We start from the raw sequence: 13,283 nt of genomic DNA on the forward strand, positions 1-13,283 counted from the left end.
GCACGTCAAATCGAGGAAGGGCCGTTTAAAAAAGCATATCCTAAACGCGTTTCTGGCTTATTTGAGCGCCAATAATTATCAGCAGCATTCCCGCAAGCATGCCTGTGGTTAATTTTTCACCCCAGCCAACGTAACCAAACAGTGCCGCAAAGACTACGGACATATACGTCCAGGATACAATTTTATCCGTTGAGGCATATGAACATGCAACCGACAGAAAAAATTGTGCCAGAAGACTAACGACAACATATCCATTTCAGAAGATGCATATTTAACAATAACCCCTGCCAGAGCGAACATCAGAGCAGAGAGCATAATATTAGCACTTCCTGAGCGGTGAATGTCCCCCGGGAGCGGATGGCCTCCCTGCCATCAGCCGTCCCGGAATTCAGCATCCCGGTCTACTCAATCATCGGACTGTGGATCATTAAGAACTCCCAGGTATTATTCGGCATCAGCGGGAACCCCTGGCTGAATGCATTCTCTGAAATCTGATGCGCATAATGCATTTCTGGGGCGGGCTTGTCTTTAACGGACGCGGGACCGAACGAGGTCAGTTCAGAAATGAGCACGTTACCGCTTTTCAGCATGCTGCCCGCATCGTTCATAAGCACCTGAGGCGAGCCGCTAATTTTAACCGCTTTCATCACCGCCCGGCCAATTTCAGGTGCGTACCATATCGTCTCAGCGGTATAGCCCGAGACCTCACACGCTTTTGTATCACAGGTCATTTCCGACCCGAGTGCGCCAGTATGCTGTGGACTGGATTTGGTCCAGTGGATATTACGGGTAACCAGCAGCGTATCAAAGGTCCCACCTGCAACCGTGATTTTCTCAATGCCTGCAATTTTTGATAAAGAGGTCGCTTTATAGGTATATCCCCACTCCTGCCCCTTATCCCACGGCACGGTTACCCGGGTCTGGTAGCTGTTCTTCCACTCTTTACCCGGCGTCAACGGAAATGAGAGAATTTGTCTGTCCTGCTGTGGCTGATTCGGCACGATCCACGTATAGCTATCGAGATTTTCTTTTATTTCACCGCGAGCTGTCTGCCAGGTCGCCGTTTTATCGTCCGATGCCATTAATTTCAGTGCGCTGCTGTGTTTGCCATCTGAGCTATATTCCCACACGGTGCCAGGTTTCGGCAGAATCCGTGAATCGATATTAAAGGGGATCTTAACGTGCGGCATTCCCTTGTCATTATATGTAATATAATCAAGCCCTACATTATAACTAACGTTTTTTTGCTTGTCTGAAGCTTGCTTCTCGAAAAAAATAACATCAGAAACATCGTCAAGTGCGAAACTGTCGCCCGTTTCCTTACCTGCTTTGAATTGAGAGTAACGAACAGCCTTGCCATCTTTTACCGTTTTTTCTTCTCCTTCTTTTACACCGTTTTTATAGGTAGAATAGGTTGTTTGTCCCTCATAACTATTGATTTGCTCCCCTTCTCGCTGTAAGTTGCCCTTTGTCGTATATTGTGTCAAATCAGTCAGTTGCCCGTCACTGTTAAAGGTTTCAGTTTTGCTACGGGCCATGCCAGTCATGAGGGTTTTTCGTTCTACAATTTTGCCATCTGCGCCATAGGTGATCGTTATCGAGGGATCATTGCCATATTTCTCAATACGTTTTATTAATTTCCCATTTTCATCGAAGTAATCGTCCATTTCTTTTTCGATGTTCTTTATGGTTTTGGTATAATTTTTTTGTTTTAGCTTGCCATCATCATAGTAATACTTTGATTCTTTATATTTCTCACCATCATAATTAAGGCCCTCGTAACTAAGCTGGCCGTTTTTATAATATGTTCGCTCATTGATGGACCATCCGCCGTCGAGATACCGTTTTACTTCTTTGGGAGAACCATTCTCATTATAAGTTGTTTCTAAACCAACAGAGGTTCCCTCTTTATCCCACTCACCCTCTTTTTTTATTTTTCCATCAGGATAATAGAAGCGATACTTTCCCGTCATATTTTCGCTTGCGAGCAAATCTTCATGGTTATTATCTTGTAAGGTGGCCTGAAGATAGGGCTTACCGTCAGGGTAGCGGAGGGTGAATTTTTCTCCGGGATTTGCTGGCCAGTCGAGTAGCCAGGCAGTCTTCTGCCCTTCTTTAGCGAGTTGCCATTCACTGGTTACGTTGCGCGTTTCAGCCCAGGCTGAATTCGCCAGAGTAATAACAGACAGCAAATATATCGTTTTTTTCATTCCCGCTCCTGAAGTACATATTTAACAGCTGAAGCGTGTATCAGACTTCATTGCATTTTTTGTATTATCACCGCTCGATTCAGGAGCGGACAACTACCTGAATTTTCATTGACGGCGTTGATTTTTTTTAGAATTCGGGGGAGCCTGGAGAATGTGGGCCTGCCTGTGCCAGCAGCAGACGTTATCGCCTCATGCAATGTCGGGGGATGTGCTTCAGGAACTTTTATGTTAAGAACCTACGGGAAAGAAGGAGGCATTTATGCGGGAAATAGTGGTGGTGCCATACGATGAAAAATGGCCTGAGATATTTAAAGCTGAAAGTTTTCTGATAAAGACATTACTGGGCGATGTGGCTAAGGATGTTCATCATATTGGCAGTACGTCAGTGCCTGGCCTCTCAGCAAAGCCAGTGATTGATATACTTCTGGAGGTTTTTGATATCAACCAACTGGATAAATGCAGCGCTGTAATGTTTGACGCAGGGTACGTTGCTCGCGGTGAAAACGGTATTGCAGGACGCCGGTACTTCATTAAGGGGGGTGATCAACGTAGCCATCAAGTGCATGCGTTTTCAGTAGGGGATACACAGATACTCAGACATCTTGCTTTCCGTGATTACCTACGGAAAAACAGCGATATTGCGAGGGATTACTCTGAGATAAAGTGTGCGGCAGCACTGTTATGTGAGAACGATGCACACCGTTATAGTGCGTTCAAAACGAACTTTATAGAGCATCATCTGCAACTAGCGCTAATTGACCTGGAACGATAGATTTTGCCCTTGCCACTGTGATGTTTTTTTAACATCTAATGCAAATGCTCAGTCCTGAGAAGTAACCTGCCAGGTTAATCTGCCTGTATGCGTCATGAAACGTCCGCTCCTCGCTGTCAACGCTATCCTTAATCAACGGGGACGTTACCCGGCCCCCTGTCTTCTCTGTACCCGATTCAGATATGCGAAACCCTGCGGGATGTTCGCCAATACTCATTAAGCTCTAATGTGATGAAACAAATATTGACGCTGGATGCACTGGCGGAACGGCAAAATCACGCTGCATACGCTTTACTTCTTCTGCTGGTGGCAGACCAAACAGGCGTTTGAATTCTCGATTAAACTGGGACGGGCTTTCATAGCCGACGGCGTAACTTGCAGCAGCTGCAGTGACCTGCTGACGAACCATCAACATCCGTGCCTGATGCAGACGGACTGATTTCACATACTGCATCGGCGGCATCCGGGTTATCGATTTGAAATGATGATGAAACGTCGGCACGCTCATTCCGGCTTCCATCGCTAACTCTGTCAGTGTGAATGGCTCCGCGTAGGTGGCGTGGATGCGCTGAAGTACTTTGCAGATTTTGCCAAACTGCCCCTGCAAGGCCAGCGCGGCGCGCATTGCATTGCCCTGTGCGCCGGTCAAGACGCGGAAATAGAGTTCACGCACCCGCGCAGGGCCCAGGATTGCCGCCTCAAGCGGATTGTTCAGGGCTTCAAGTAAGCGCAGCACAGCCGTTTTTACCCCATCGTCCATTGGGCTCGACATCATGCTTTGCGGCGCAGCGGGAGGACGCGGAGCGCCATTCTGTTCAATCTGCAACATCAGTTCAGCAGCCAGCTGAAAATCCAGGTGCATATAAATCGCCAGCAACGGATGTTCTGCCGAGGCGTCGGTTTCCATCACAAACGGTACCGGCACCGAAACCGCCAGGTAGTGCTGCTCATCATATAAATAGGTCTGATGACCAAAATACCCGCGTTTACTGCCCTGGCAGACAATTACCATCCCCGGATCGTAAAGCACGGGCGTTCTGGCAAGCGGGCGATCGGCACGCAAAATTCGCACATCAGGCAGCGCAGTAAGGTTGTACCCCTCCTGTGTCGCCAGTGTTTTCACCAGTGCAATCATATCAGGCATGTCAGGATCTCATAAAATCAGGCAATAAAAAGAGAAAATAAGGCCTAAAATTGCGGCAGGCCAGAGAATACCATGCAATCCTCACTCTACATGGGAGTTCTTAGTTATGGCATCTGTAAAAACGATTTTAATCACCGGCGTCAGCAGCGGCTTTGGCCGTGCGCTGGCGCAGGAAGCCCTCGCGGCAGGTCATCGGGTCATTGGTACCGTGCGTACCAACGAAGCACTACGGGATTTTGAAGCGCTCGATGCACAGCGGGTTTTTGGCCGCCTGCTTGATGTCACGGACGTCGAGTGTATTGATGAGATGGTTGCGGAGATTGAGGCCACCGTCGGTCCGGTTGATGTACTGGTAAATAATGCCGGTTACGGTCATGAAGGCATAATGGAAGAGTCCTCGCTCGCAGAGATGCGCCGTCAGTTTGACGTGAATGTGTTTGGCGCAGTGGCGATGATCAAAGCCGTATTACCAGGCATGCGCCAGCGCCGTCGCGGCCATATAATCAATATCACCTCAATGGGCAGTTTCATTACAATGCCCGGCATCAGTTATTACTGTGGCAGCAAATTTGCCCTGGAAGGAATATCAGAAACGTTAAGCAAAGAGCTTGCCCCGTTCAACATACACGTAAGCGCCGTGGCGCCAGGATCGTTTCGCACCGATTGGGCCGGACGCTCAATGGTACGCAGCGCCCGCCACATACAGGACTACGATACGTTGTTCGATCCCATCCGTCAGGCACGTGAGGAAAAAAGCGGTAAGCAACTCGGCGATCCCGTTAAAGCCGCACACGCTATGCTGGCTATAATTGAGAGCCAGAACCCACCAACGCATTTATTGTTAGGCAGCGATGCATTAAGTTTAGTCCGGCAAAAGCTTTCGGCATTAGGTAAGGAAATAGACGAATGGGAGAAATTAACTTGTTCAACGGATGGCCGATCGGTCGATTAGACAGAATGCATGTTGGATAATTGATTGTGGGCGGTGACACTAATGGTCATTCCATTCGGGCCTGCCGCTCAGCTTTTTCCCTTTCAGAGTTTTCGGGCCTGCTGTGAAGTCAATTTCTGTCTTTCGCTCAAGGCGGGCATTACTCACTCTTTTATATAAGGTTACTTACTACTGAGAAAGGGCCTCCAGAGTATAAGCAACCTTTTAACAGATTGGTTTAGTCAGAAGTACGACTTCGGATTGCTTCGAGCCCAACCTGTTGTCCATAAGAGAGCTCCAGAGTATTACCATCAGGGTCAGCGAAGAAAACGTAATAGCCCACAGGTTTTCCGGCATTTTCAGGCTCTTTCCGCAACACACCTTCAGCTCGAGCCATACCGATTTTTTTATCAATCTCTTCGCGGCTGGCACAGGCAACGCCCAAATGGCCGAAATGACCCAACGGAGTATCAGTCACATTGTCCGATTGAACTAAAACCAGCGCAAATGGGCGGGTATGATCGCTTAGCCATGCCACTTTACGGGCATCCGGAACATCAGGTTCGCGTCGATGGACAACAGACATACCGGCATAGCGTTCATAAAACGCAATACTTTTATCTAACTCTCTTACGACAAAAGCGACGTGCGTAAAACCAACATCTATCTCTTTCATATCCATGATTTTCCTGTTCAGCGCTAAAGCTTTACTCTAAAACCTCAAGTGCACTTCAGGTCAAGAGAGTAAACTTTCACCTACCTGGCAGATGTGAATGTCTGCTTTTCGCTCAAGGCTGACGTCCGCTCTGTGCCAGAAGGGGACGTAAAAATTCAAGGTAATTTTATTCAAACTTGAAACATACCAATCGTATGGTATGCTTTTTTTATCAAGCTTACATAAGGTCTGTTTACAAAATGTCTACTGCTCATAAACGAGAAAAAAATCCAGCAGGTGTGAGAAAAGCGATCATTGAACACGCTGCCCAAATGGCAATTAACCATGGGGTACATACTGTGACTATTCAGGCAGTTGCTGATGCCGTTCCAGTAACAAAAGGAGGGGTAATGCATCACTTTCCAACCAAAAAAGCACTTCTGGATGCTCTGTTTGAAGACCTTGCGGATCACTGGGAAGCTGAATTGAACCGCCATATTTCTGCTCATTTGAGCGAAATTGGCATACTAACACGGGCTTATATCGAAGTATCAATTCCCGATGAAACCAGTGCCACTGACAAAAATTATTCTTTTTTGGCACTTGTAGCTATCGGAAGCGATGAAACCCGATATTACCTTTCTGAGCGTTTTCAACGCTTGCTGGAAAGACATCGCCACACCGACAATTTTATTGAGCTCGCAACAGTACGCTACGCGGCCGAAGGCTACTGGATTTCACAGCTTACGGATTTAGAACCCAGAAGTCATATAGAAGTAAAGCAGCATCTTTTAAAGCTTGTGGATGCATATAAGGATTCGAAAACCCAGCATGACTAATTCAATATCCCCATACTGGAGTAGCCGTAATGCATAACCAGAACATTAACTAAAACAAGACAAATACAGATGAAAAAAATGAAATATGAGCTGCCTGAATTTTACTCTCCTCAGCTTATTAAGCTTGATGGCGTAACTGTTAACTATATCCGTAAAGGTTCAGGACCAGCACTTCTCTTGCTGCACGGTTTCCCGGGCTTCTGGTGGGACTGGCGTTATCTTATTGAACCTTTGTCAAAACATTTTGATGTTATCGTTCCTGATTTAAGAGGATCTGGTGAATCTGAAAAAACAGACCCTACAAAAATTAAAGATTATGAAGTCGGCCAGTTAGCAGAAGATCAGGCCCGCCTGCTGGAAGCTCTTAACATTGATAAATGTCATATCATGTCGCACGACTATGGTTCTATGGCTGTTCATAAGTTTTTACGTAAGTATCCGGACAAGGTACATAAATGCGTGATGATTGATCCGGTTATGCCTGTATTTACTGAAAGTCAAATAACTCCTTCAGATTGGTACGCTCTGTTTAATGAGCTGGATATGGCAGAAATACTCATTAGCAGTACAAGGAAAACTACAGAAGCATATTATCGATACTTTTATGACAGCTGGGGATATAAGCAACCTGTGCTGAACGAAGAAGAGTTCACTATATTAATCGATAACTATATGAAACCAGGGAATGTCTTAGGTGGGCTGAGCTATGACAGAGCTAATTTATCTACCGAGGCGAACCCTTGGTCACCACATGATTATCAGCCTACACCATTAGAAACAAAGATTCTTTGGGCCGCTCAGGATTCATCAATTACTATTGATGCCAGTAGACATCTGCACGAATTTTACTCTAATTACACTCTGGAAATTATTGAGGACTGTGGTCATTTTGCCATGCTTGAACAACCAGACGTTGTATTGGATAAAGCATTGGCATTCCTTCGCAGCTAGCTCCACGGAGCACAGCACAGGCTGTGCTCCTGTTTGCTGCTTTAACTCTCTTGAAAATAGCCTTCCCTCTAATGTCCGCTTTTCGCTCAAAGCAGCCTTTGATAAACGGTTTTAATGCTGGCAATCAGCATGGCTGAGCTTATCTTGAGTAAATTTTATGTCAGCCTTGCAATGACTTCGCGAAACACACAGCCTCTTCGCGACCTGCGTATGGTCCGTAATTCTCTATGCGTATATATCCGTTTTCCTTATAGAAATTTACAGCCTTAAGGTTAATATGTCGGGTTTCCAGCCAGAGTTCGTGGTATCCCATACTCTTCGCGGAGGTTTCCAGGAAAGTGAGCAAAGCATTGCCAATGCCGGGAGCGCTGCGGTCCGAAAACATCCTTTTGAGTTCAGCTATATTTTCAGTTAACGGTCGAATCGCCCCGCATCCTATCGCATTTCCCCTGCTGTCCCTTGCCAGTACCCACAACGCCCTGTCCTCATCCATTGAGTCTATTGTGAAATTGCTTTTACCACTATCACCAGTAATAAAGGCGAGTTCTGCTGACAGTTTTTCTATTAAGTGACGAGAGTCTGAAGAAAGTGGATCTGATTTCTCTACTGTTATCACGCCGATATCCTTTTTAATAGTATTCGTCAGGCCAGAGGTGCCGCGGAAATAAAGCTAAAGTGGTGAAACAGCGTCCACGACATGCTGAAAAACGTAGGGATCAGAAAGTAATTTGAATTCGTCGTCGTCGGGGTAAGTCACCGCTACGTGATAGTTTTCTCCTGCAAATGCTTTCACTGACTGCAAATCCTGCCAGTAAGTTGCCAGAAAGAAATGCTCCCAGCCGCCCTGGGTCTCACTACGCACGAACGCACCCAGGTTCCCCGGTATACTTCTTGAATGCTCCACCCCTGTCTTCGCAAGGTGTTTCGCAAAGCCTTCCGCATGCTCAAGTGGAACACATCCGTGCCAGGTTCTTACAATCATTAGCTTTTTCTCTTTAGCGACAAGAATATACCCTACCACCGACAAGCATATGTAGTGGTACAGGACTTATGCGTAAGTATAGGCGCTTAAATATTGCTACTTAAAAGCGCTATGTCATTGAATATAAAAACGCCGTTTTCGCTCAATGGCCCCCAATGCTGAACACACTTCTTTACGGACAATACTCAACGTTGTAGTTCATGCCTGTCCCCCAGCTTTCCCCTCCAGCTGCCACATAACTATCATTCCCCCCCAAACCTTCGAATTATTGCTTTTACTTTCGAAAATATTCTTTATTTGACATTCATCACAAAAAAGATCGCTGAAACCCTATATTTTCTTTCGAAGAAAACAAACGAAAGGTTTCGGAGGCAGGATGTACATCATATCAACCAAAGCAATGCTGCAGAAAGCACAGCGTGAAGGCTATGCGGTGCCCGCATTCAATATCCACAATCTTGAAACGTTGCAGGTAGTGGTGGAAACCGCGGCTGAGCTGCGTTCGCCGCTGATTGTCGCGGGTACGCCAGGCACATTCAGCTATGCTGGAAGCCAAAATATTGTGGCTATCGCGGGGGCGTTAGCCTGCCAGTTCAATCAGCCGCTGGCGATCCATCTGGATCATCACGAAAAAACGGCAGATATCGAAACGAAGGTTCTTTCAGGCGTGCGTTCGGTGATGATTGATGGTTCCCACCTGCCGTTCGAAGAGAATGTGGCGCTGGTAAAAAGCATCGTGGATTACTGCCACCGCTATGACGTCAGCGTAGAGGCTGAACTGGGCCGCCTGGGCGGACAGGAAGACGATCTGGTGGTGGAAGGTAAGGACGCGCTCTACACCAACCCGCAGCAGGCGCGCGAATTTGTCGAAAGAACCGGCATTGATTCACTGGCGGTCGCGATTGGTACGGCCCATGGCCTGTATAGCGCAGAACCGAAACTCGACTTTGAACGGCTAACCGAAATTCGCAGCATCGTTGACGTACCGCTGGTGCTGCATGGCGCTTCCGGCCTTCCCACGCATGATATTCGCGAGGCCATCTCGCGCGGCGTCTGCAAAGTAAACGTCGCCACCGAACTCAAAATCGCTTTTTCAGACGCGCTCAAAGCGTATTTCCTTGCCCACCCGGACGCCAGCGATCCACGGCATTACATGGTTCCGGCTAAAACTGCCATGAAAGAGGTAGTGAAGAAAGTGATTGCCGACTGCGGCTGCGAAGGAAAGCTGTGATCGCCATGACAAGGCGTCGTTGCAGACATTTTTTTCGACCGCGATCACGAATGCTGCACATTGTCTTTGCCTCAAATTCAAAAGATTATGAAGATAAACATAAGTAAACGGAGATTAAAATGAAAGCAATTATTTCTGACCATAAAGCGGGTGGGCATACCGGTATTTGTTCCGTTTGCTCCGCGCATCCGCTGGTCATTGAAGCCGCGTTGCGCTTTGACTTACAGACGCAAAATAAAGTGTTAATTGAAGCGACGTCTAATCAGGTTAACCAGTTCGGCGGCTATACCGGAATGCAGCCCGCTGACTTCAGAGACTTTGTATATAAAATCGCTGATGAAGTTGGTTTTCCACATGAGCGGATCATTCTCGGCGGCGACCACCTCGGCCCGAACTGCTGGCAAAACGAAAATGCCGCCTCCGCCATGGAAAAATCGCGTGAACTGATCCGCGCATACGTGGCGGCGGGGTTCAGTAAAATCCATCTGGATGCGTCGATGTCCTGCGCTGACGACCCGGTGCCGCTGGATCCAATGGTGGTCGCAGAACGTGCCGCGCAGCTTTGTCAGGTCGCTGAACAAACCGCAACGTCAGAGCAGAAACGTCATCTGACTTATGTGATTGGTACTGAAGTTCCTGTGCCTGGCGGCGAAGCAAGTACCATCGGTACGGTACACGTTACTCGTGCGGAAGATGCCGCCCGCACACTGGAAACCCATCAGGTGACATTCCGCGCGCTGGGGCTGGATGAGGCCCTCAATCGCGTGATTGCAATCGTGGTGCAGCCCGGCGTCGAGTTCGACCATACCCAGATTATCCATTATCAGCCGCAGGGCGCACAGGCGCTGTCTCACTGGATTAAAGACACGCCGATGGTCTACGAAGCGCACTCAACGGATTATCAGACCCGCTACGCCTACCGTGCGCTGGTACGTGACCATTTCGCCATTCTTAAAGTGGGTCCGGCGCTGACCTTCGCCCTGCGCGAAGCGATCTTTGCGCTGGCGCAGATGGAAAACGAACTTATCGCGCCAGAAAACCGCAGTCAGGTACTGGACGTGATTAATGAAGTGATGCTGAACGAGCCGGGCTACTGGAAAAAGTATTATCGCCCGACCTGGAGTCAGGCCATGGTCGATATTCACTTCAGCCTTTCCGATCGCATTCGTTACTACTGGCCGCACCCGCGTATTCGCCAGAGCGTCGAAAAATTAGTGGCAAATCTCAGCGCCACCACCCTGCCGCTGGGGCTTATCAGCCAGTATATGCCGGTGCAGTTTGAGCGCCTGGCAATGAGCGAACTTACCGCAACGCCGCATAACCTTATCCTCGATAAGATCCAGGATGTCCTGCGTGCTTACCGTTACGGTTGTTCTTCTGAAGTAGCCTGATGTCATAAAGAGGATTTATGAGCCAATTGTTTGTTCGCACCGGTATCCATTTCAGCGCCTGCCAACAGGCACTGGAACATATTGGGGAAGAGATGCTTGCGAAAGGAGTCGTGCATGAGACGTACCCGCAGGCGCTGATCGAGCGGGAAGCTAATTTCCCGACCGGCATCGCCCTTGAAAATCATGCCGTAGCGATCCCGCATTGCGAGGCGGTACATGCTAAATCGCCCGCCATTTATTTGATTCGGCCGGATAACCCGGTGCTTTTTCAACGCGCGGATGACGACGGAGAAATAGCCGTCTCCATGATCATCGCGCTGATTGTTGAAAACCCAACCGCGCAGTTGAAGCTGCTGCGTCGGTTATTTAGTGAGCTACAAAATCCGAATACGCTGGACGCGTTACTGGCAGCCACCGATGACGAGCTGGCCACGCTGTTTCGGAAAACGATCCTGGAGTCTGAGCCGTGCGCTCAGGTTTAACAACATACTGATAATAAAAGGAATACCCTATGAAACGTAAAGTAATTGTGGCCTGTGGCGGTGCGGTTGCAACCTCAACAATGGCGGCAGAAGAAATAAAAGAATTGTGCGAAGCGAACAATATTACGCTCGATCTGGTGCAATGCCGCGTGAATGAAATTGAAACCTACATGGACGGTGCCGATCTCATCTGTACCACGGCCAAAGTAGACCGGACCTTCGGTGACATTCCGGTGGTCCACGGAATGCCTTTCATCTCTGGCGTCGGGATTGAAGCGCTGCAGCAGAAAATCCTGAGCATCCTCGTGGGGTAACGTTATGTTTAGCGAAATAATGCGTTATATCCTCGATTTAGGTCCAACGGTCATGCTGCCGATTGTGATCATTATTTTCTCAAAACTACTGGGGATGAAGCTCGGGGACTGTTTCAAGGGCGGCTTGCATATCGGGATCGGTTTCGTCGGGATCGGGCTGGTGATCGGCCTGATGCTCGATTCCATTGGACCCGCCGCGAAAGCGATGGCGGAGCAGTTTCAGATTAACCTGCACGTCGTTGATATTGGCTGGCCGGGATCGTCACCGATGACCTGGGCGTCACAAATTGCGCTGGTGGCGATCCCTGTTGCCATTGGCGTCAACATCCTGATGCTCGTCACCCGCATGACCCGCGTCGTAAACGTCGATATCTGGAACATCTGGCACATGACCTTTACGGGCGCAATGCTGCATCTGGCAACGGGATCGTACTGGATTGGCATTCTGGGCGTGGTGGTTCATGCAGCCTTTGTTTACAAGCTGGGCGACTGGTTTGCTAAAGACACGCGCGATTACTTTGGCCTGGAGGGGATCGCCATTCCGCACGGCAGCTCGGCTTACCTTGGCCCGATCGCGGTGCTGGTTGATCTTATTATCGACAAAATCCCCGGCCTGAACCGTATTCACTTCAGCGCTGACGACGTGCAAAAACGCTTCGGTCCTTTTGGCGAGCCGGTGACCGTTGGCTTCATTATGGGGATTGTGATTGGTTTGTTAGCGGGTTATGACGTGAAGGGCGTACTGCAACTGGCGGTGAAAACCGCGGCGGTCATGCTGTTAATGCCGCGCGTGATCAAACCGATTATGGATGGGCTGACGCCTATCGCAAAACAGGCGCGTAAACGTCTTCAGGCGAAATTTGGTAGTCAGGAGTTCCTGATTGGTCTGGACCCGGCGCTGCTGCTTGGTCATACCTCCGTGGTTTCCGCCAGCCTGATTTTTATCCCGTTAACCATTCTGGTGGCCGTCGTGGTACCGGGTAACCAGGTACTGCCGTTCGGCGACCTGGCAACTATCGGCTTCTTTGTGGCGATGGCGGTGGCGGTGCATCAGGGCAACCTGTTCCGTACGCTGATCTCCGGGGTGATTATCATGGGCATTACCCTGTGGATCGCGACGCAGACTATCGGCCTGCACACTCAGCTTGCCGCCAACGCGGGCGCGCTGAAAGCCGGCGGCATGGTAGCGTCACTGGATCAGGGCGGTTCGCCGATTACCTGGCTGCTGATCCAGCTGTTCACCTGGCAGAACGTACTGGGCTTCGCCGTGATTGCCATCATTTATGTGCTGGGTGTCCTGCTCACCTGGCGCAGAGCGCGTAACTTTGCCGCGGCAGAAAAAGCAGCCGCTATCGCGCAACAGAGTCAGACCGCTTCTTAA

General features: G+C 48.9%; 14 protein-coding genes. 9 read left to right on the top strand and 5 right to left on the bottom strand.

Annotated features, from left to right (window positions below; translation table 11 throughout):
* Positions 1 to 401: 401 nt before the first annotated feature.
* On the bottom strand, positions 402 to 2,210 hold the full coding sequence (locus tag P0H77_RS19825) for a hypothetical protein (RefSeq protein WP_276158917.1): 1,809 nt from the start codon (positions 2,208 to 2,210) through the stop codon (positions 402 to 404).
* A 259-nt stretch (positions 2,211 to 2,469) separates the two neighbouring features.
* Here P0H77_RS19825 and P0H77_RS19830 point away from each other — a divergent pair, with 259 nt between their 5' ends.
* The gene (locus tag P0H77_RS19830; RefSeq protein ID WP_276158918.1) at positions 2,470 to 2,982 is read left to right on the top strand and encodes a GrpB family protein; all 513 of its coding nucleotides are present in this window, start codon (positions 2,470 to 2,472) and stop codon (positions 2,980 to 2,982) included.
* A 223-nt stretch (positions 2,983 to 3,205) separates the two neighbouring features.
* On the opposite strand, the gene P0H77_RS19835 is transcribed toward P0H77_RS19830, so the two are convergent.
* A complete protein-coding gene (locus P0H77_RS19835) occupies positions 3,206 to 4,126 on the bottom strand; it encodes an AraC family transcriptional regulator (protein ID WP_276158919.1) in 921 nt (306 codons plus the stop codon).
* Positions 4,127 to 4,232: 106 nt separating this feature from the next.
* Here P0H77_RS19835 and P0H77_RS19840 point away from each other — a divergent pair, with 106 nt between their 5' ends.
* Positions 4,233 to 5,078, top strand: a complete 846-nt coding sequence (locus P0H77_RS19840) for an oxidoreductase (protein WP_276158920.1) — start codon at positions 4,233 to 4,235, stop codon at positions 5,076 to 5,078.
* Between the two features lie 217 nt (positions 5,079 to 5,295).
* On the opposite strand, the gene P0H77_RS19845 is transcribed toward P0H77_RS19840, so the two are convergent.
* Positions 5,296 to 5,733 (bottom strand): VOC family protein, encoded by a 438-nt coding sequence (locus tag P0H77_RS19845; protein WP_276165184.1) that lies wholly within the window; start codon positions 5,731 to 5,733, stop codon positions 5,296 to 5,298.
* A 239-nt stretch (positions 5,734 to 5,972) separates the two neighbouring features.
* On the opposite strand from P0H77_RS19845, the gene P0H77_RS19850 reads away from it, so the two are divergent.
* Together P0H77_RS19850 and P0H77_RS19855 are read left to right on the top strand one after the other, a co-directional pair.
* Positions 5,973 to 6,551 (top strand): TetR/AcrR family transcriptional regulator, encoded by a 579-nt coding sequence (locus tag P0H77_RS19850; RefSeq protein ID WP_276158921.1) that lies wholly within the window; start codon positions 5,973 to 5,975, stop codon positions 6,549 to 6,551.
* Positions 6,552 to 6,620: 69 nt separating this feature from the next.
* On the top strand, positions 6,621 to 7,502 hold the full coding sequence (locus tag P0H77_RS19855) for an alpha/beta hydrolase (protein ID WP_276158922.1): 882 nt from the start codon (positions 6,621 to 6,623) through the stop codon (positions 7,500 to 7,502).
* Between the two features lie 160 nt (positions 7,503 to 7,662).
* Here P0H77_RS19855 and P0H77_RS19860 read toward each other — a convergent pair whose 3' ends face one another.
* Together P0H77_RS19860 and P0H77_RS19865 are read right to left on the bottom strand one after the other, a co-directional pair.
* A complete protein-coding gene (locus P0H77_RS19860) occupies positions 7,663 to 8,118 on the bottom strand; it encodes a GNAT family N-acetyltransferase (RefSeq protein ID WP_276158923.1) in 456 nt (151 codons plus the stop codon).
* A 54-nt stretch (positions 8,119 to 8,172) separates the two neighbouring features.
* A complete protein-coding gene (locus P0H77_RS19865) occupies positions 8,173 to 8,484 on the bottom strand; it encodes a hypothetical protein (RefSeq protein WP_276158924.1) in 312 nt (103 codons plus the stop codon).
* 376 nt (positions 8,485 to 8,860) lie between these two features.
* Here P0H77_RS19865 and P0H77_RS19870 point away from each other — a divergent pair, with 376 nt between their 5' ends.
* The 5 genes from P0H77_RS19870 to P0H77_RS19890 all read left to right on the top strand — a co-directional run bounded on the left by P0H77_RS19870 (position 8,861) and on the right by P0H77_RS19890 (position 13,283).
* Positions 8,861 to 9,715 (top strand): tagatose bisphosphate family class II aldolase, encoded by an 855-nt coding sequence (locus P0H77_RS19870; protein ID WP_276158925.1) that lies wholly within the window; start codon positions 8,861 to 8,863, stop codon positions 9,713 to 9,715.
* Between the two features lie 119 nt (positions 9,716 to 9,834).
* Positions 9,835 to 11,106, top strand: a complete 1,272-nt coding sequence (gatZ, locus tag P0H77_RS19875) for a tagatose-bisphosphate aldolase subunit GatZ (RefSeq protein WP_276158926.1) — start codon at positions 9,835 to 9,837, stop codon at positions 11,104 to 11,106.
* A 17-nt stretch (positions 11,107 to 11,123) separates the two neighbouring features.
* Entirely contained in the window at positions 11,124 to 11,588 is a 465-nt protein-coding gene (gene gatA / locus P0H77_RS19880; RefSeq protein WP_276158927.1) for a PTS galactitol transporter subunit IIA, read from the top strand.
* 29 nt (positions 11,589 to 11,617) lie between these two features.
* The gene (gene gatB, locus P0H77_RS19885; RefSeq protein ID WP_176919829.1) at positions 11,618 to 11,902 is read left to right on the top strand and encodes a PTS galactitol transporter subunit IIB; all 285 of its coding nucleotides are present in this window, start codon (positions 11,618 to 11,620) and stop codon (positions 11,900 to 11,902) included.
* A gap of 4 nt (positions 11,903 to 11,906) precedes the next feature.
* On the top strand, positions 11,907 to 13,283 hold the full coding sequence (locus P0H77_RS19890) for a PTS galactitol transporter subunit IIC (protein WP_276158928.1): 1,377 nt from the start codon (positions 11,907 to 11,909) through the stop codon (positions 13,281 to 13,283).

The sequence above is a fragment of the Superficieibacter sp. HKU1 genome, from assembly GCF_029319185.1.
Lineage (GTDB): Bacteria > Pseudomonadota > Gammaproteobacteria > Enterobacterales > Enterobacteriaceae > Superficieibacter.